This window comes from Shewanella decolorationis, assembly GCF_004354305.1.
GTDB lineage: Bacteria > Pseudomonadota > Gammaproteobacteria > Enterobacterales > Shewanellaceae > Shewanella > Shewanella decolorationis.
Genome location: NZ_CP037898.1, coordinates 2,907,194 through 2,927,338 on the forward strand (window position 1 = coordinate 2,907,194; position 20,145 = coordinate 2,927,338).

At 48.7% G+C, this 20,145-nt stretch carries 15 protein-coding genes and 1 pseudogene; 7 read left to right on the plus strand and 9 right to left on the minus strand.

The genetic code is table 11. The annotated features are described in order from the left end of the window. The first annotated feature begins 2 nt into the window (after positions 1-2). The 6 genes and pseudogenes from EYR25_RS13215 to EYR25_RS13240 all read left to right on the plus strand — a co-directional run bounded on the left by EYR25_RS13215 (position 3) and on the right by EYR25_RS13240 (position 7,499). Complete coding sequence (locus tag EYR25_RS13215) at positions 3-380, plus strand: DP-EP family protein (protein WP_133180641.1); 378 nt, start codon at positions 3-5, stop codon at positions 378-380. A gap of 308 nt (positions 381-688) precedes the next feature. Next, positions 689-1,738 carry a transposase gene (locus tag EYR25_RS13220; RefSeq protein WP_133180644.1) on the plus strand — a complete coding sequence of 350 codons (1,050 nt, stop codon included), beginning with the start codon at positions 689-691 and terminating at the stop codon, positions 1,736-1,738. A 266-nt stretch (positions 1,739-2,004) separates the two neighbouring features. Then, positions 2,005-3,024, plus strand: coding sequence for a sensor domain-containing diguanylate cyclase (locus EYR25_RS13225; protein ID WP_133180646.1), 1,020 nt, complete (start codon positions 2,005-2,007; stop codon positions 3,022-3,024). Between the two features lie 78 nt (positions 3,025-3,102). Further along, positions 3,103-5,790 (plus strand): FAD-binding protein, encoded by a 2,688-nt coding sequence (locus tag EYR25_RS13230; protein ID WP_133180649.1) that lies wholly within the window; start codon positions 3,103-3,105, stop codon positions 5,788-5,790. A gap of 176 nt (positions 5,791-5,966) precedes the next feature. Continuing rightward, positions 5,967-6,864: pseudogene (locus EYR25_RS13235) on the plus strand (DMT family transporter). 104 nt (positions 6,865-6,968) lie between these two features. Then, positions 6,969-7,499, plus strand: coding sequence for a lipocalin family protein (locus tag EYR25_RS13240; RefSeq protein WP_133180651.1), 531 nt, complete (start codon positions 6,969-6,971; stop codon positions 7,497-7,499). Positions 7,500-7,623: 124 nt separating this feature from the next. Here the strand turns inward: EYR25_RS13240 and EYR25_RS13245 are convergent, their stop codons facing one another. Together EYR25_RS13245 and EYR25_RS13250 are read right to left on the minus strand one after the other, a co-directional pair. Then, positions 7,624-9,216, minus strand: a complete 1,593-nt coding sequence (locus EYR25_RS13245) for an ABC-F family ATPase (protein WP_084294883.1) — start codon at positions 9,214-9,216, stop codon at positions 7,624-7,626. A gap of 464 nt (positions 9,217-9,680) precedes the next feature. After that, on the minus strand, positions 9,681-11,942 hold the full coding sequence (locus tag EYR25_RS13250; protein WP_133180653.1) for a heavy metal translocating P-type ATPase: 2,262 nt from the start codon (positions 11,940-11,942) through the stop codon (positions 9,681-9,683). Between the two features lie 137 nt (positions 11,943-12,079). Between EYR25_RS13250 and EYR25_RS13255 the strand changes: the two genes are divergently transcribed. Then, entirely contained in the window at positions 12,080-12,469 is a 390-nt protein-coding gene (locus EYR25_RS13255; protein ID WP_133180655.1) for a MerR family DNA-binding protein, read from the plus strand. A 101-nt stretch (positions 12,470-12,570) separates the two neighbouring features. Here the strand turns inward: EYR25_RS13255 and EYR25_RS13260 are convergent, their stop codons facing one another. The 7 genes from EYR25_RS13260 to EYR25_RS13290 form a co-directional block, all read right to left on the minus strand. Continuing rightward, positions 12,571-14,604 (minus strand): S9 family peptidase, encoded by a 2,034-nt coding sequence (locus EYR25_RS13260; protein ID WP_133180658.1) that lies wholly within the window; start codon positions 14,602-14,604, stop codon positions 12,571-12,573. Positions 14,605-14,662: 58 nt separating this feature from the next. Continuing rightward, positions 14,663-14,905 carry a hypothetical protein gene (locus tag EYR25_RS13265; protein WP_023267429.1) on the minus strand — a complete coding sequence of 81 codons (243 nt, stop codon included), beginning with the start codon at positions 14,903-14,905 and terminating at the stop codon, positions 14,663-14,665. A gap of 207 nt (positions 14,906-15,112) precedes the next feature. Continuing rightward, positions 15,113-15,871 (minus strand): SDR family oxidoreductase, encoded by a 759-nt coding sequence (locus tag EYR25_RS13270; RefSeq protein ID WP_011717645.1) that lies wholly within the window; start codon positions 15,869-15,871, stop codon positions 15,113-15,115. Between the two features lie 19 nt (positions 15,872-15,890). Next, on the minus strand, positions 15,891-16,793 hold the full coding sequence (gene mmsB, locus EYR25_RS13275) for a 3-hydroxyisobutyrate dehydrogenase (RefSeq protein WP_047539148.1): 903 nt from the start codon (positions 16,791-16,793) through the stop codon (positions 15,891-15,893). A gap of 100 nt (positions 16,794-16,893) precedes the next feature. Then, the gene (locus tag EYR25_RS13280) at positions 16,894-18,045 is read right to left on the minus strand and encodes an enoyl-CoA hydratase/isomerase family protein (protein ID WP_133180660.1); all 1,152 of its coding nucleotides are present in this window, start codon (positions 18,043-18,045) and stop codon (positions 16,894-16,896) included. Further along, entirely contained in the window at positions 18,045-18,818 is a 774-nt protein-coding gene (locus EYR25_RS13285) for an enoyl-CoA hydratase (protein ID WP_011623346.1), read from the minus strand. The genes EYR25_RS13280 and EYR25_RS13285 overlap by 1 nt, the downstream gene beginning before the upstream one ends. Positions 18,819-18,882: 64 nt before the next feature. Further along, a complete protein-coding gene (locus tag EYR25_RS13290; RefSeq protein ID WP_133180662.1) occupies positions 18,883-20,040 on the minus strand; it encodes an acyl-CoA dehydrogenase family protein in 1,158 nt (385 codons plus the stop codon). Between the last annotated feature and the right edge of the window lie 105 nt (positions 20,041-20,145).

The following is a 20,145-nucleotide window of genomic DNA, read 5'->3' on the forward strand; positions in this document are numbered from 1 at the left end:
AAATGAACACACAACAGGGCTATGCTCAATTTATTAAAGTGAATGTCACCTTAGAAAATGGTGAACCTGTATTTATCTATACCGATGCCAGTGGCGAGCAGTGCCCAGGTGATGTCACCATCACTCAAGCAGGCACTGTAACTTACCTACTTAATGACCAAACTGGTAAAGGGCTAAAATTTGTCGGTGTGGGTTTTGTGACTCCATTCGATGAAGTTGTCGATGCGGTGACCATTAGCAGCGATGGTATGTTAGTGCAACTTGTCGACCTCGATAGAACGCCAGGCACTACTAAGTTCCAATTTGTACTGAGCAATACCACCAATACTCTGTTGGTATTAAGCCCTGATCCACAAATTACTAACCGCCCACAAAACTAATCTTTGTTGAAAGGGACTGCTAAGCAGTCCCTTTTTTCCCTTCCAAGCATAAGTGGGGACATATATGGTCACCTTGGGGTTAGCAAGGTCAACAAGAGTAAGTGGGGACAGCCATGTCTTTTTGTGCTTTGTCCCCTCTTCTCCTAGTCTTTAGATTATCTTCACCTTGTCTGTTTGGAGCGAGTGATGACCTCGGCCAGAAGAATGCTTATCGACAAATATAAGTGGGGACAGCCATGTCTTTTGTGCTTTGTCCCCTCTTCTACTAGTCTTTAGATTATCTTCACCTTGTCTGTTTGGAGCGAGTCATGACCTCGGCCAGAAGAATACTTATCGATGCCAATACAACCCCCTTCTATCATGTGATTAATCGCTGTGTCAGAAGGGCTTTTTTGTGTGGTGAGGATAAACTCTCAGGGCGCAGTTATGAGCATCGACGTGGCTGGATTGTCGATAAAATCAAAGCCTTGTCTGCAATATTTTGTATTGATATTTGCGCTTATGCGGTGATGAGCAATCACTATCATTTAGTGCTTAAAATTGACATCGAGAAGGCTAAATCGTTAACGCAAAAAGATATTATCAGTCGCTGGTGCCAAATCACTAAAGGCCATGCCATTGCCACTAAGTATATGAATGGTGATGCATTAATCGACGGAGAACGCATGTTACTCGATGCCTTAATTGTTGAATGGCATGAACGCTTATCCAGCATATCTTGGTTTATGCGATGCCTAAATGAAGAGATTGCCCGTAAAGCCAATCGAGAAGATGAGTGCAAAGGCGCCTTCTGGGAAGGTCGTTTTAAATCCCAAGCTTTGCTAGATGAACAAGCCTTACTAGCCTGCATGATGTACGTGGATTTAAATCCTATTCGAGCTGGCATTGCCGACTCTTTGCAATCCTCTGATTTTACATCGATTCAAGAGCGCCTGAATGCGCTTTCATCTAACAGCGTCACACCACTGTCAACCCAACCCCCTGTAGATAACACTCAGCCATTACCACATAAACCCCTCGTAAAATTTGATGGTGCAACGCATCTCCATCAGCAAACGGGCATCCCCTTTCATTTTGCCGATTATCTTGAGCTTATCGATTGGACCGGCCGCGCTATCCGCCATGATAAAAAGGGCTTTATTGATAATCAGCGACCTAAGTTACTTAATGAATTAGGCATAGCATCCGATGCCTGGTTACTTTCAGCCAAGGAGTTTCGCCGGCAGTACAGCGGCATAAGCGGTCGATGGGATGCAATGTGTGCATTTAAACACAAGCAAGGTGGCAAATGGTGTCGAGGAAAATCCCATAGCCAAGCACTACATCCCGAGCAAACTAATGGACTTACATTGCATTAAATTGACCCAATAACAAGTATACGACTCAATCTTGAGGCCTCAGATTAGGGGCTATTTAACCCCAATTTTGTGAGATGTAAGAAAGCCCCCAGCTAACCACGCTCCTAATCGCAGACAAAACGACTCAGAAGATAAAACTTAAAACATTTAAAATCAATCAATTAAACCAGAAGGTAAGCAGAAGGTATCTTTTCTTCCGCCAGAATAAAGTCATCCTCAGAAAAGCGCCTAGCGCAGATGATTAAAGTTCACGGAGAAAGATAACAATGACAAACTCACCGAAACTGGCACGCCAACAACCCGCCTTATCCATTGTCGATGAGGCTGTATTGCCCGCAACTCAGCATGCAAAGGCTGCCGAGCTACCGCTGAACTTTTTCGAGCATTCTTCCCTCGAGACCATTGAGCTCTTTATCCAACATTTAACCGAGCCAGTGATCCTAGTGAATGCCAATGGCTTTATCCGTTCATGCAATCAACGTAGTGCCGAGCTGCTCGATTGCCCGCTGGCGAGTTTAAAGGGCCAAGATTGGCGCAATTTTTTGACCGAACATCATCAAGCGCGCTATGACAATCTCCTGAGTCACGATGTGCAATTAGGCACCAATTGTGGTCACCCCGTGCAGCACCCAGCGCAGGAAACCACGCTGATCTGCGCCTCTGGTAAGGCCAAAGATGTTGAATTGTCTATCTCTTATATTCCCAGCCATGAACCTGTGTTTGTGATGGTGATGCACGATTTAACTCACCATAAAGCAGAAAACCAAAAACTGCGTAAGTTGGCCGCCACCGACTCCCTCACCCAACTGGCGAACCGTCGTTATTTTGATGAAATGCTGCAACAGCATTGGGATGAATGCACCGCTAAACTGCGTCCCATCAGCGTAGTGATTATCGATGTGGATTATTTTAAGGTGTTTAATGATCAGTTTGGTCATATCCAAGGTGATGAATGCCTTAGAAAAATTGCCAAAGTGATCGCCACCATTGTGCCTATCGAAATCGGCCTTGCAGCCCGTTATGGCGGCGAAGAATTTGCGCTGATCCTGCCTAATCACAATGCCAAAATGGCGCTGACCATAGCGCAAAAAATCCAGCAAGGGATTAATAATATTCGCTTTACCGACCAAGGGCTTAGGGATTATGTCTCGATAAGTGCTAGCCAAGGGATTGCCAGTGAAGTCAATGGCCAGTTCCGAACTTCACTCGCCATGGTATGCGCCGCCGATACCGCGCTTTACCGCGCCAAGGCGGATGGTCGTGACCGGATAAATACTTCGCTATAAGTCTGTTAAGTCGCCCAACCAAAGCCTCTAAAACAGCAAATGCAATTACAGCATTATAGATAGAACAAGGATGTCACTATGAAAACATCAAAAAGCATCAATCCCCATTCGGATAAGCAGGTCAACGCCTTAACTGACACACAGGCTCAAACCTCTCAAACAAGAGTGGCTGACGCCTTTGCCCTAAATACGGCAACGCTTGATGTTTTCACCTTTCAAGCTTGGATCAAAACCCAAGAGGGAGGTGTAGTTTTTCAATATTGTTGCGAGAATAATAATACTGGCTTTAGAGTGACGATTAATTCCCTTGGGCATATTGAAACCCGAGTGAACAGTCAGCTATTGCATATTGATACCATTTCGACCTTAGGCGGTATTAATGATGATTATTGGCATCTACTCTCCATCACTTACCAATATCATGAGATAAAATGCTTTATCGATGGTAATGAAATCCATCTACAGCAGCAACCGGCACCATTAACTGAGTGGACTAAACTTAAACCTATTGCTGATAATGTAACTGCATTCAATGGTGAATTACTCAATATTAGCCTGATTGAACAATGCCTCAATGAGAGTGAAATTTTAGACTGTTATCTTCACCCTCATAATCAACCCAAACTGATAGATTACAATCTTTATATTTATCCAAAAAAGCAATATAAAGCTAATACAAACTTATATTCACACCATTCAACAAGACAGGAAGTCATGTTGATTATCTTTAATGATACCGAGTATGAATTTAGCAAACAAAGTTTAAATACTAATAACTTTTACAAACAACTGCCCAATATTATTCCCGCCCATGAACGTTGCGCTTATATCATTGAATCAGGCGATGACAGTTGGCCTCATTTTGTTTATCAAACGCACTATCAAGCCGAAGGCAGAGCAGATATTGAGTTAAGTTTTGATATTGTAAAATCACTCACACCCAATCGCTCATATATCAATTTACAGCTGAGTAATGAACTAGAATTTGACTGTTTTATCAGCCAATCAACCTCAAGTCGATTAACCGCCGAGATCCGCATCAGCGAAAATGTAGTGACCAGTCAGGCTAAACATTTTATGCGCTTTATTAACGAAGTGCGCAGCCATATTGCCAGCGAAAATATTATTACCGATGGCCAGTATTACGCCGAGCAGGATTTTTGGGTCAGCACAGGGCAACAGATGTTGGCATACGAAAAAGCTTGCCAGCTGTTTAATCGCCGTTTGCATAAAAAACCCCTCGCTATTATCAAATGCCGCAGCAGCCAAGAGGTAAAACTGGTTTACAAGACAGCGGTTGATTATCACCTCGCGATTAGTGTCCGTTCCAGCGGCCATGATCACGAAGGGGAAAGTGGCGAAACCAATACTATCGTCATCGATTTGGAGTTGATGAACGGCATCGAACTCGACCCCATCAGTGGCATAGTCGCTGTCGAGCCGGGTTGCACAATGCAAACCTTAACCAGTTATCTTGCGCAAAAAGGCTTAATGTTACCCCACAGCACCAGCGCCTCCCATGCCATAGCAGGCTTTATTATGGGTGGCGGTTGGGGACCTTGGTGTCGCAAATACGGCATGTGCTGCGAAAGCTTAGTGCAGGCAGAAATCGTGTTAGGTATAGGTGAAACCCAAGTGGTGTCAGCGGCCAATAAGCCCGAACTCCTCTGGGCATTAAAGGGCGGTGGTGGCCTAAGCTACGGAATTGTGACTCGTTTTTTTATTCAAACCTTTGCCCTGCCCCCGAGCCTGCTAAAATTTGAGCTAGAGTGGAATCCGTATCTCAAAGGCAACCAAGAGTTGCAGGCAAACACCACAACATTATGTTTATTGGAACGTTGGGAGCAGATTATTCTGGCGGATAATTTGCCTTGCTTACTGGGCACTAACCTTAAAATTCATGCAAAACCCACTGAACCACCAGTGCCCCACAACCACTCAATGCGGGATGAGCAGGTTGAAGACCCCAGCGTCGCCAAACATAACTGCATTATGTACGGCTATTGGGAGGGCAATCCCGCAAGCCTTGCACACTTTATCAACGCCCAATTTACAGAGACGGGGTTAAAACCCAATAGAGTGCAAATTTCCCCCATGGGAGGCTTAACCCAATCCTATGGTGATGAATTGATGGAAAGCTGGAATCGCGAAGCCATTCAAGATTTACAACCTGTCTTGAATCATAGGATGACTGAGTTTATCAATGATAAAGGCATACAGCTTTATCAAAACAAACGCCAACATACACAGGACCTATTGCGCCCAGCGCCCCATAAGGTGACATCGCGCTTGGCCCATCCATTAGGCTTAAGGCAGGGACATTTACAATTTATTGAAAGTTTAAGCTCACCTCAACTACTTGATGGAAATAGACAATTAGGCCTATTTACCTATGTCACCTTAAGCGCGATTAGTGGTGATTTTTACCGAAGCCTAAGCGAAATACAAAAAAGCCAGAGTGCGTTCCCCTATAAGGAACACGCTTATATTATTCAATATCAAACATGGTGGAACAGTGAATTGCAGGAGCAGGCGCTGTTACAGGCGAATCCCGTTTATACCAGAGTAAACAGAGCACTTGACTGGATTGATCGTTGCCGCGATGCCAGCATTGCGAATAGTTCCGGGGCGTTTATCAATTTTAAGGACAAAAGTATTCCGACCGCCCAGTATTTTGGGCAAAACTACGCAATGTTACAGCAGGTTAAAGCGAGCTATTGCCAAGATCCCTTGAATCATTTCCGCTCGCGCAAATCGATTGTGTAGCAGAGGATTGATGGCTTGCTAGCGCAGTCAACTCATCAATCTCTGCTGGTGTGGGGCTGTCAGCATCTTTGCCACGCCACGCCAACACGGCGTTCGCAATAGCGCTCGCCTAGGCGGCATTTTTAAGGCAAACTCAGCTTCCTTCGTCGTTGAATTATTTGCATTAAAGGTGATACATGACACCGCCACCCGCACTGGCCATAGTGCTTGCCCTGCTGGCCGCGAGCCTAATGGGCACCATTGGCGTATTCGCCCGTTTTGCCGCCCTACCCGCCGAACATATCACCTTTTACCGCCTGCTGCTCGGCGCGCTGTTTTTAATGGCCTATATGCTGTTAACGGGTAAAGGACAGCAAATTCGCCACAAACCAAGCAAGCGCACCTTGATCAATGGCGCTATGTTGGCGGGATTTATGGCTTTTTATATCGAAGCCATTGAATACACTCAAATGGGCAAGGGTGATTATGATTATCTATCTCGCCCCTGTGCTAGCGTCACTCTTTGCGCACTTTGTGTTTCACGAAAGGCTTAAGCGTTCCAGCATCACCACTGTGGTACTCGCCTTGCTAGGCTTTATGCTGATGCTGCCTGTGACTTCGAGTCAGTCACTCTACGACAATGAAATCATGGGGTATTTTTATGCCTTGCTCGCATTAATCACCTATTGCGGCTTTATCTTAATCAACCGCAAACCGAGTGCTGCCTCGCCCTATCAAAGCACCTTAGTTCAGCTCAGTGTCGGCGCCCTCTGCTTACTGCCCTTAGTGTTAACGACGCCCTTAGTGCCGAGTCTGGATCAATTTACGTGGCTGCTGGCGATTGGCTTCTTTCCGGGATTTTTAGCCATTCTGTTTGCGGTAAAAGCCCTCGCACAACTGCCCTCGGTCACCTATGGCACCCTTTCCTACGTCGAACCTGTGGTGGTAGTCACGCTCGCTTGGTGTTTATTTGATGAGGCGCTCACAACGCAGCAAATGCTGGGGGTAACGCTGATTATGTTGGCGGGCATGGCACAGGGATACTTAAGCCAGCGCCACTCGGCCAGCAAAACCTTGAAGGATTGCCCGACTTAAGCGTACAGTTAAGCGCATAGTTAAAGGTGAAGTTAAACACAAACTTAAGCGCATAATTAACCACATAACTAAAAATGGACACTCGGATTTAACAGGAGTCTTAAGTGAAAAAACTACTCTTACTTATCAGTGTATTAGTACTATCGGGTTGTTTGGGTATGCCCCGCAATGTTGAACCCGTTAAGGATTTTGAGCTCGAGCGTTACTTAGGCAAATGGTATGAGATTGCTAGGCTCGACCATTCCTTCGAGCGCGGGCTAACCCAAGTGACCGCCGAATATAGCCTTAAGCCCGATGGCGGCGTTAAAGTCATTAATCGGGGCTATTCTGCCGCTAAACAGCAATGGAAAGAGGCCGAGGGTAAGGCTTATTTTGTGAATGGCGATAGCGAAGCCTACTTAAAAGTCTCCTTCTTCGGGCCGTTTTATGGCGCCTATGTGGTCTTTGGGCTCGACCAGAAAGATTACCAATACGCCTTTATCTCTGGGCCTGATACGGATTATTTATGGCTATTGGCAAGAACCCCAACGGTTTCGCCTGAAGTAATTCAGCAATTTGTCGAGATGGCGAGCGCCCGCGGCTTTGATACCAACAGCTTGATTTATGTCGAGCAAAAAGCTGAAGTTAAGCCATAACCGCTTAGCTCAGGCCAATACTTAAGGCCAAACACGCAAGACCAATACTCAAGCTAAAAGCCAGCAACAAAAACGCCGCTAATAAGCGGCGTTTTTATCTGAATATTTAAGGCAAAACCAGTGATTAGCCTTCGATGCCCTTGCTCGCAAGGAACTCATCGTAGGTGCCCTTGAAGTCATTCACACCGTTCGGGGTGATTTCAAGGATACGGTTGGCCAGTGACGATACGAATGCGCGGTCGTGGCTCACAAACAGTAAAGTGCCTTCGTATTTTTCCAATGCGTTGTTTAATGATTCGATCGATTCCATATCCATGTGGTTGGTTGGTTCGTCGAGCATCAGGATATTTGGCTTTTGCATGATGAGCTTACCAAATAACATACGCCCCTTTTCACCACCCGACAGCACTTTGACTGACTTTTTGATGTCGTCGGCGCTGAACAGCATACGGCCTAAAATACCACGTACCGCTTGGTCGTCATCCTCTGGTTTACGCCATTGGCTCATCCACTCAAAGAGGGTCATGTCATTGGCAAAGTCTGACTCATGGTCCTGAGCGTAGTAACCGATGTTGCTGTTTTCAGACCATTGGATATGGCCTTCATCCTGAGGAATATCATGGATTAAGGTACGCAGTAAGGTCGTTTTACCCACACCGTTCTCACCAAGAATGGCGATACGCTCACCCACTTCGACGATAAGGTTTAAGTCTTTAAACAGCGGAGTGTCGTAACCTTTGGCTAAGTTTTCAACCACTAATGCATTACGGAACAGTTTCTTTTCCTGATCGAAACGAATGAATGGGTTAACGCGGCTAGAGGCTTTAACTTCTTCCAGCTTAATCTTATCGATTTGACGGGCGCGAGAAGTCGCTTGTTTTGCCTTAGAAGCGTTAGCAGAGAAGCGCGCCACGAAGGTTTGCAGCTCAGAGATTTGCGCTTTCTTCTTAGCGTTGTCGGCCAGCAGACGCTCACGGGCCTGAGAGGCCGCTTGCATGTATTCGTCGTAGTTACCTGGGTAAACGCGCAGTTCACCGTAGTCTAAGTCTGCCATATGGGTACAGACTGAGTTTAAGAAGTAACGGTCGTGCGAAATGATGATCATGGTGCTGTCGCGTTGGTTCAGTACGTCCTGTAACCAGCGGATGGTGTCAATGTCCAAGTTGTTGGTGGGTTCGTCGAGCAGCAGTACGTCTGGGTCTGAGAACAGCGCTTGAGCTAATAACACCCGCAGTTTTAAACCTGGAGCGATTTCAGACATCAGACCGAAATGGCTTTCGATACCAATACCGACACCGAGCAAGAGTTCACCGGCGCGAGATTCTGCGGTGTAACCGTCCATTTCGGCAAATTCCATCTCAAGGTTTGCCACAGCAATGCCGTCTTCTTCGCTCATTTCTGGCAGAGAATAAATACGGTCACGCTCTTGCTTCACCTTCCACAGTTCACGGTGGCCCATGATCACTGTGTCGATGAGGGTAAATTCCTCATAACCGAATTGGTTCTGGCTTAACTTACCCAGACGCTCGTTGACGTCTAAGGATACGTTACCGCTGCTCGGCTCTAGATCACCGCAAAGGATCTTCATGAAGGTTGATTTACCGCAGCCGTTCGCACCGATAAGACCGTAACGGTTACCGCCGCCGAATTTAACTGAGATGTTTTCAAACAGTGGCTTAGAGCCAAACTGCATGGTGATATTCGCTGTAGTGATCAAAATGAACTTCCAAATCGAGTTAGGTTGGCCGGACGTCTGGCAAGGCAACTAAGTATAAACCTATTTGCGAAAGCCAAGCTGTCTAACCTGAGGGGGTAAAAATAAACGTGGCACTATAGCAGTTTGGGCTAAATTATCAACTAAAAAGGCCTACTTAGCCGCGAATCGTCAAGCAAAATAACGGGCTAGAAGGCTTATTTAAGTGTTGATATGAATCTAAGCTAACGGCTTATTTCAGCAACATTTTTACCGGATGATTCAAGCTAATGGAATTGGATGACAGCAGGATGAATCCGCAAAGTGATTAGCTATTTAGATATGAAGGAAATGCAAGGTTTGTACAGGTGTGTAGGCTGAAGTGTAGATTTATGTTCAAACAATACAGCCCGCAAAATACGAGCTGTGTCGGGAGTGCTTACTCACTGCCCCACGATTTAGCGAGGCAAAGTGTTATTGAAGGAGCGTTACAATTTTTGCTGTCTTAACCGGTTCGCATTGGTGACCACTGTTAAGGAAGACAGCGCCATCGCCGCCCCTGCAATCACAGGACTTAACAGCATACCCGTAAGCGGATACAAGACGCCCGCCGCCACTGGGATACCTAAACTGTTGTAGATAAAAGCCCCAAACAGGTTCTGTTTAATATTGCGAATGGTCGCGCGGGAAAGTGCCAATAAGTTAGCAATCACTATCAGCTGATGGGACAGTAGAGTCATATCCGCGCTTTCGATAGCCACCTCAGTGCCCGATCCCATGGCGATCCCCACATCGGCGCTCATCAGGGCAGGCGCATCGTTGATACCGTCCCCCACCATGGCAACCACATGGCCTTGCTGTTGTAAGGCTTTAATATGCTGCTGTTTTTGCTCGGGTAACACACCCGCTATCACTTCCTCTATGCCCACTTGAGCAGCCACAGCCTGCGCCGTTTGCGGATTATCGCCGGTCAGCAGCACTACGCGAATCCCCTGTGAACGTATCGCGCTGATCGCAGCTTTAGCGTCGGCCTTGATCGGATCGGCAATGGCGATAGTGGCCACTAACTTGCCCGCCTTGGCAACATAAATCGCCGTCTTGCCCTGTTTGGCAAATTGCGCGGCGGCTTCTACCACAAAGCCTGAGTGGTTGTCTGTCACGCCCTCCCCTGACTGCACATCAAATGCCGCCATTAAGGCTTGATTACCCACTAAAAAGTCGGCGCCATCGACTCGCCCTTCGATGCCTTTGCCCTGATGATTGGTAAAAATCTCGGTTGCGGGTAATGGAATCGAGGCTTGCTTAACATAGCTGACTATTGCGCTAGCTAGCGGATGCTCTGAATGCTGCTCAAGACTGGCGATAGCGCCAAGCAGCGCGCGCTTGTCTTCATCACTGAGCGCTTGATCATTAGTCTCAATCCAATGGATATCAGTCACTTGGGGTTTGCCCTGAGTCACAGTGCCGGTTTTATCCAGCACTACACAATCGACCTTGCTGGCGCTTTGCAGTGCCTCACCATTTTTAACCAAGACGCCCATTTGAGCGGCGCGGCCAACGGACACCATGATAGACATAGGTGTGGCTAAGCCTAAGGCACAGGGACAGGCGATGATCAGCACGCTGGTGAGCACCACAAGCGCATGACTGAGCGCGGGTTCTGGCCCAACAAGATACCAAATCGCCGCTGCGAGTAAGGCGATAACCACAACTGTTGGTACAAACACCGCCGAAATTTTATCGGCCAGACGGCCAATCGGCATCTTTGAGGTTTGCGCCTCCTGCACCAGTGCGATGATTTTGGCAAGGCGCGTATCCTGCTGCCCAGCGGTCACTCGGTAGACTAAACTGCCGTTACCATTGACAGTTCCCGCACTGAGATTATCGCCAACATGCTTAGGCACAGGAATAGGTTCGCCCGTCAGCATGGCCTCATCGAGTAATGACTGGCCGGACTCTACCACGCCATCGAGTGCTACCCTGTCGCCGGGGCGAAGTCTGAGTTTATCCCCCAGTTTAAGCTGGTCGATTTCCACCTCTTCATCACCATTTTCACCAATACGAATCGCGGTAGAAGATTGCAGGCCTAGCAAGCGCTGCACCGCTTCGCTGGTCTTACCCCGAGCTTTAAGTTCGAGGGCGTGGCCTAAGTTAATTAAGCCTAAAATCATCACGCTCGCCTCAAAGTACACGTGGCGAGTGTCCATGGGAAAAGCACTCGGGATAAGCACCACCAGCATGGAATAGACCCATGCCGTGCTGGTACCTAACACGATTAAGGTATCCATATTGGTGGTTTTGGCTTTAAGCGCGCGCCACATTCCCTGATAGAAATGGCGCCCGGTACCGACTAAAAGTGCTAGGGTAACTAAGCCCATAATGCCCCAGCCAAGCTGCATACTAGGGCGATTAATCATCATTTCGCCGCCCAGTAATCCCCATAACATCATAGGAATACCGACAGCGAGCGCGGCGATGGCCTGACGCATCCGCAGGCGATACTCCACCGCATCCTCGACCCGTTTTTCCTCTGCGGCCGCCTTTGCGTCCACAATCAACTGGGCGGGATAACCCGCCTTATCCATCACTGCCAGCGCCGTATCGCTGCTCATCTTGCCACCCACAGTCACTTGTTTATCGGCGAGATTGATACGGGCACTCACATTCGGCTCGGCCGCGAAGGCCTTTTCAATTTTGGCCACACAGCCTGCACAATTCATGGTGGCAACATAGAGTTTTATCTGCGACATAGAAGATCCCTCACTTGAACTTAACCGCTATAGGGTTAAGATAAAGTCTCCCATCACGGGAGAGTCAAGGGTGTTTGTGTGGCGAGTATCACACTTGTCTGCATGAGTCTTTAGAACAGATAAGAACCGAGGTCAGTATGAAAATTGGTGAAGTCGCGAAGCACACAGGGTTAAGTGTCAAAAGCATACGCTATTACCACGATATCGGCCTTGTCTGCGGTGAGCGTAACGAGGCGGGATACAGGGTGTATCGCCATCGGGATATCGAATCGCTGAAATTTGTCCACCAGTGCCGCGACTTAGGTTTTAGTCTTGAGGATTGCAAACTCCTGCTTGGCCTTCGCAATAACGATAGCCGCAATGCCGAAGATGTGAAGCAACTCACCCGCAACCATTTGGCCTATGTAGAGGGGCAAATTGGTAAATTGCAGAATCTTCGCAGCCAGTTACAGCAAATGGTCAGCGAGTGCCAAGGTGGCGAGCAACCTCACTGCGCGATTATTGATAGCCTTAACCACCAGCACTAAATGCTTAATCATCTGCATTAACAAGCAGCCATAAAAAAGCCTGCTTGGATGCAGGCTTTTTTATGGGTTATCGCGAACTCTGAGGCGTTATCACTAAGGTTTTAATGCTTCAGCGCCATCACATTATCGAGGGCTAATGTGGGTAATTTGCCCGCTGGGGTAAAGTGAAAAACTTGGCCATAAAAGGCTAACTCGGTTTCTAAACCGGCGGCTTTATGCTCAGGTGTTCGCCCCTCGTCGGAATCATCACCATAGTCGATATAGGCCGTCGGCACGCCTTTGGCTTTCAGTGCCTCATAAATTTGCCGCGACTGCGCCGTTGGCACTATCTTGTTTCTCAAGCCTTGGAAAATCAGCAAAGGTTCATTCAAACCATCTAAGTGATTGAGTGGCGATAACTCGCGGTAGCGTTCCTTCTTCTCTGGATAGGGGCCGATAAGTTGATCTAAATAACCCGACTCAAACTTATGGGTTCCCTTAGCGAGCTGCTCAAAATCGCTGATCCCCTCATAGCTCACGCCCGCTTGAAACACATCATAAAACGCCAAGGAAGACATGACGGTTAAGCCACCAGCGCTGATCCCACGGATCGCCAGCTTATTGGCATCGACCCAGCCCTTAGCCACTAAATACTTAGCCGCATTGACCGCATCTTCCACATCGCTTTCCCCCCATTTGCCATACAGGCTCTGGCGATAGGCGCGGCCAAAACCACTGCTGCCACGGAAGTTTAAATCCAACACGGCAAAGCCGCGGCTGGTCCAAAACTGGATTTCACTGCGATAGGCCAGTGAAGCCCGCGCCGTCGGCCCGCCATGTAACATCACAATAAGCGGCGGCCTTGTCTCGTGGGGGGCGATGTAATTGGGATTCACCGGACCATAAAAATAACCATAGGCTTGCTGATTTTTATCCGTTGCGAAGGCGATATTTTTCGCCCGCGACACGTAATTCGGGTCAAGATTCGGCAGCGCAGGGGCATAAACTAACTCAGTGCCACGGCCGACAACTCGATAAATGCCCTTCTCTGGCGTCGCCTTAGCGCCGACAAAATAAACCCCATCTTCGCCCTTCACCACCTGAGTAATCTCAGCAAAATCAACGGCAAGTGATTCAGTCAATCCCGAATCTAAGTGCATTCGCAGCAATGCAGCTCGATTGCCTTCGACATAGCTGGCAATTAAAGTTGAGGCATTTTCGAAGGCGTAGTTATGGTTACCTAAGCGCCAATCGGGTACGGCAAACTCGGCATTTTTACTTAGCACTGGCGCTAAAGTTTCTTGTGGCGTCACGCGGTAAATGTTCCACCAGTTACTGAGATCGGACACCACATATAAGTTGCCGTCGGGGCCGAATAAGGGCTGAGTTACCGAAGAATCCTTGGGCGTATTCACCTTACGAATATTTTTTAACTGCCCCTTACGGTCAAGATCCCCAAGCCAAAGCACGCTGTTATCCCAAGGCATATAGGGATGTTCCCAAGTGATCCACGCCAATTGCGTGTTATCGGGGGAAATTGTGGGGGAAGAAATAAAGTCATGGCCAGTGACAAAGGTATCGCCTTCTCCGGCAAAGTTAAGATTGATGGTCACTAGGCTGGCTTTCGGTTCGCCGCCCTGACGGTGGTCTTCACGCACACAAATAATCCGTGAGCCCTTGGGATACGCCACACAATCGGCATGGCGAGTGCCATTGGGGGTTAACGGCAATGGTGGCTGATTCGGGGCGAAACGGTAAAACAGCTGATCCTGCAATTTAGTGGCAAACAAGCTCTGGCCTATGCCTAAGAATGCGGCGCCGCCATACTCATGCACGGTAGATCTAACATTAAAATCGGGGGGAACTACTTCGGTCACTTTACCGAGGCCATCGAGGCGTTTAATACCAACTTTACCTTGAGCTCGACCACTGGATTCAGCAAAATAAATTGCATTGCCAACACTTTGCAGCTCGGCAATATCATCGGCCTGTTCAAACACCTCGGCCGCAGACAAGGGTGATTGCCAGCTGCCATAGGGTGCAACTTTAATATCGCCATTTTCCTTGGCACTTGAATCTTGTGTATCCGTACGCTCACACCCGCCTAGCAGCAAAACTGTACTCAGCAGATATGGTAAATAGCGTCCTAAATCCATTGTATTCCCCAAGTTTGCTAACTCAACAAACCGAAATATGCCACTGCCCTTTGCGGGCTTATTTTTTTACTTTTTTGATAAACCACTTGATGACATTGGCCTGCTGCACTTGCGTGAGACCAAAGTAAATACAAATCCAAGGTGACAGCAGAAAAAACCACGGTATCACCGCGACCGAACGACCTGTGAAGAGAAGAAAGAAGAAGCCGCCGTAGATCACTATGACACCTAAGGCACCGACGATTAACATCATGCGCTTAGTGATTTTTTCAAGCCAAAGGGCCTTATCCTGCCATGACATTCAGATAATCAACTCCGTCACTATAATGTCAACCCTATTTGTAAAGTTATGTAAAAAAAGTGGAGTGCGATTGTTGAAGGATAGCCAGTAAATGTCAACTCCGTTCCACCATTGAGCAGCACTAAAATCGCTTTTAATACGCTTATCTTTACCCAATAAAAAACCGAGCAAATGCTCGGTTTTGTTTAATATCAATAAGATACCATATTACAGACGGATACCGCCATCTACTTCAAAGACACGACCATTTACATAATCGTTTTCGATGATAAAGCGTACGGTAGAGGCTATCTCCTCCGCTTGGCCTAAACGTCCAACGGGCACGAGCTTCTCTAAACGCTCAAGCGCTTCTGGCTTCATCGCCGCCGTCATTTCAGTGGCAATCACCCCTGGTGCCACCGCTGCGCTACGGATATTGTAACGGGCTAACTCTTTTGCCCAGCCCACAGACATGGCCGCCACACCCGCTTTAGAGGCTGCGTAGTTAGATTGGCCTACGTTACCCGCTTTGGCCAGGCTAGAAATGTTGACAATCACCCCAGCTTGACCCGATTCGATCATCGCCGCTGCCGCCTCACGGCCACAGAGGAAGGTGCCAGTGAGGTTAACATTGATCACCGATTGGAATTGGTCGAATGACATACGGTCAGTCACTTTGCCGTCTTTGGCTTTGACTAACATGCCATCGCGCAGTATGCCGGCGTTATTCACTAATACGTTAATTTTGCCGAAATCTTCCAATATGTAAGCAAAACCTGCGACCACATCTTCTTCGTCGGTAATATCTAACGCATAACCTTGGACTTCGGTGGCTGAGCCTAAATCGGCACAGGCGCGTTCGAGTTTTTCTTGATCCACATCGATCAGCGCCAACTTAGCGCCCGCCTGCGCAAAATTGTGCGCCATTGCTAAGCCTAAACCACCCGCGCCGCCAGTGATGACGACAACCTTATCTTTTAAATCCATCTGGTTATCCCTTGTTTATCTATTTTTTAAGTGGTGCAAATTGTTCAAAAATACTGGAGAAGTCTCGGCGACCATTGCCTTGTCTTGCATGATTCACATACAAGCTGCGTGCGAGTGAGCCCATCGGTGTACTCGAATTGCTCAATAATGCGGCTTCTTGGGAGAGGCCGAGATCTTTAACCATCAAATCTACCATAAAGCCGCCCTGATAGCCCTTAGAAGAAGGCACATTCTCCATCACGCCTGGGCAAGGATTGTACTTCTCTAACGTCCAGTTACCGCCGCTGCTGACCTTCATAATGTCCGACAGCACTTTAGGGTCGAGACCATGGTCTATCCCCATTTGCAGCGCCTCAGAAGTCCCCACCATCAACACAGATAGCAGCATGTTGTTGCAGATTTTAGCGACCTGACCAGCTCCTGCGCCGCCCGCATGGAAGATATTCTTGCCCATAGCGTTAAGTACAGGTTGCGCGCGCTCAAAGGCGATATCCGAACCGCCACAGATAAAGGTCAAGGTGCCTGCCGCCGCGCCCGCAGTACCACCCGATACTGGCGCATCGATAAATTCTATACCACTCTTAGCCGCTTCGGCCGCCACCAATTGGGCGCTTTGGGCATCAATGGTCGAGCAATCAATCAGCAAGGTATCGCCAGCGACGACGTCGAGTAGGCCTTTCTCGCTGCCATTGCCTAAATATAAATTTCGGACATGCTTGCCCGCAGGCAGCATAGTGATCACCACATTGGCCCCTGCCGCTGCGCCGCATGCCGTGCTCGACACTAATGCGCCTTGGTCGGCTAAGGCTTGCATGGCGGCTGGCACTAAGTCGAAGACACGTACCGTCATGCCCGCTTTTAATAAATTGGCCGCCATTGGGCCGCCCATATTACCTAAACCGATAAATGCTACTGTACTCATGCCATCACTCCTGTGTTCTGGTGTCTTTATTATTCCAGATAGTTGTTATTACAGACAAAAATGGCAGGCAAAGCACTCGCTTTACCTGCCATCGATTGGCTTAGCTTAATTGGCTTAAGGGATGATCTTCTCCCCAAGGTGAGGTCAAAATGTCCTCGATAACGCTGTTTGGCACAGATTGCACATCGGCAAATTGCCATTTGGGCTGTCTGTCTTTATCAATCAGCAGTGCCCGTACGCCTTCACAGAAATCGCCCTTAGCGCAGGTGTTCACGCTGACGGTTAATTCCCATTTAAAACATTGTGCTAGGCTGAGTTTGGTGCCGAGTTGGGTTTGGATATACGCCAAATGCCAACTGATAGGGCTGCCCGCGAGCATGGTCGCGCAGGCTTTATTTAACCAGGCTTCTTCGGTGCTTAAGGTTGACATACGGCTGACGATATCGGTTAAACTACCCGCCATCAGCCTATCGATAATCTCTTGGCTCTCGGCCAGTAAACTATCGCCCTTAGGGATGTCCACTTGGTTCGACAGTTCGTTGATCATCGAGTCGAGTCGTTGATGGTTCAGCGCTGGCGTGTCGCTCCAATCTAGAGTCGCCATGGCATCGAACATCAGCTCTTTGTCGTCACGATTGAGATAATGATCGGCAAGGCCAACGTAACAGGCATCGGCGGCGTTCATTTGATAGGCCGTTAAGCCTAAAAACAGCCCCATTTTGCCCGGCATACGGTTGAGGAAATAACTGCCGCCCACATCGGGATAAAGCCCGATGGTGACTTCAGGCATGGCGATACGGGAGGTTTCAGTCACGACTCTATGACTCGCGCCCGCCATCAGGCCCAGACCACCGCCCATCACTATGCCATCGCCCCATACCAGCACAGGTTTGCCAAAGGTATGTAGTAGATAATCGAGACGATATTCTTCTTCAAAGAATACTTTAGCGACCTCAGTCACTTGTCCCTTATCGGCTACAGACGCGTGATATAACGCCCGCACATCGCCACCCGCACAGAACGCCTTTTCTCCACTGCCATCGAGTACCACACAGGCGATTAACGGATCTTTTTTCCACAAATTGAGCTGCACCGTCATGGCTCGAACCATATCGAGATCCAAGGCGTTGAGGGCTTTTTCAACATTGAGCGTCACCACCCCAACTAATTTACCTGAGGCGGTGGCTAAAGTTTGAAAAACCACATTTTGTGTGGTGGACGTGTGTGCAGCCTTATCTACTAAATTTGTCATTAGCGGTTCTTCCAATCAGCTTTACGTTTTTCCAAAAACGCGTTCACGCCTTCGGCCTGATCTTCAGTATCGAACAAACCGACAAACAGTTCACGCTCTATCGGTAAGGCTTGGCTACGCGGCATTTGGCGCCCAGCTTGGATGAGTGTCTTACAGGCTGTGACGCTGCTTGGGCTCTGATTTGCCACTTTGGCGGCCAGTGCAATCGCCGCATTTAAGGCTTCACCCGTTTCGACCACTTCCTCGACTAAACGCAAATTCAACGCTTGGGCAGCATTCACCCGCTCACCGCAGAGGATCATCCGTTTCGCCCAACCTTCGCCCACTAAAGCGGTCAGGTTTTGGGTACCGCCCGCACAGGGCAGCAGGCCAACGGTAGCCTCAGGCAATGCCATCACGGCTTGGGTCTCGGCGATACGAATATCACAGGCCAGCGCGACTTCTAAGCCGCCACCCATGGCATAACCGTTAATGGCGGCAATCGACACGCCGCGGAACTGGCTTAAGGTTTCAAATGCTTCGCCAAAGTGTTTTGCCATGCTCGCTGCATTGCCCTTATCACCGTCGCTAAACAGTTTTAAATCGGCACCCGCGGAGAAAAACTTGTTACCCTCGCCAGTTAACACCAGCGCGTAAATGTCCTTATTGGCATTGAGCTCCAGCACTTTGGCCTTGAGCGCCTGCAAACTCTGGGCGGTCCAAGTGTTGGCCGGCGGATTGTTCATCGTCAGAATGGCCGTGTGGCCTTCGATACGCTCAACTAAATATTCCATCTGTTTCGGCTCCCTTATATTTCCAATCGGTTATCGCCAAATCCTACAGTCCCATCAGGACAGCTTAAAGGATTTGTCCGGCATTTTCGTCGAGTAAACGACGGGCGATAATGAGGCGCATAATTTCGTTAGTGCCCTCTAAAATCTGGTGTACGCGAACATCACGGAAGTGACGCTCTAAGGGGTACTCCCTGATATAACCATATCCGCCATGAATTTGCAGCGCGGCATCACAAACTTGGAAGCCTACATCGGTAGCAAACCGCTTCGCCATCGCGCAATAGGCGGTCGCTTCTGGGTCGCCACTGTCGAGTTTAAAGGCGGCCAGACGCACCATTTGCCGCGCGGCCACTAATTCGGTCGCCATATCGGCGAGCTTAAATTGCAGCGCTTGGAAAGCTGCCAGCGGCTTACCAAATTGCTGACGTTCGTTCATATACTGAGTTGCACGCTCTAGAGCCGCCTGCGCCGTACCGACAGAGCAAGTGGCGATATTGATACGGCCACCGTCTAAGCCTTTCATCGCAAAGGTAAAGCCTTGGCCTTCTTCGCCGAGCAGGTTTGCGACGGGCACGCGCACGTTATCGAAGGTGACTAAACGCGTCGGCTGCGCGTTCCAGCCCATCTTATCTTCGGCCTTGCCATAGATAATGCCTTCACTGTCGGCAGGAATGGCAATGGCCGAAATCCCCTTTGGCCCAGCTTGGCCAGTGCGGCACATTACGACTAAAAGCTCAGTTGAACCGGCGCCCGAGATAAACATCTTAGAGCCTGATACTACGTATTCATCACCCTCACGCACCGCTTTGGTTTGCAGTGATGCCGCATCCGAGCCCGCACCGGGCTCAGTTAAGCAGTAAGACGCCAGCATTTGACCCGTGGTCAAGGGCTTAGACCAAGCTTGACGCAAAGTCTCTGTGCCCCAAGTGGTGACCATCCAAGTGGCCATATTGTGAATCGTCAGCATGGCGGTGGTGGCTGTACAGCCCTTTGCCAGCTCCTCGAAAATAATCGAGGAATCTAAGCGCGACAGGCCCATGCCACCTTCCGATTCGGGGGAATACAGGGAGCAGAAACCCAGCTCACCGGCTTTTTGGATCACATCCTTAGGGAAATGATGTTCTTCGTCCCATTTGGCGGCGAAGGGGGCGAGTTCATCCGCCGCGAACTGGCGGGCCAGATCGGCAAATTGGCGTTGGTCTTCGTTGAAATTAAAATCCATTTGGCTCTCCTATGACTCTTTGGCCATTTTTTCGTCAATATCTTTTGCGTAATACACAGTGAATATATCGGCAGGCTTATCATCAATGGGTGCCCACTGGCGCCA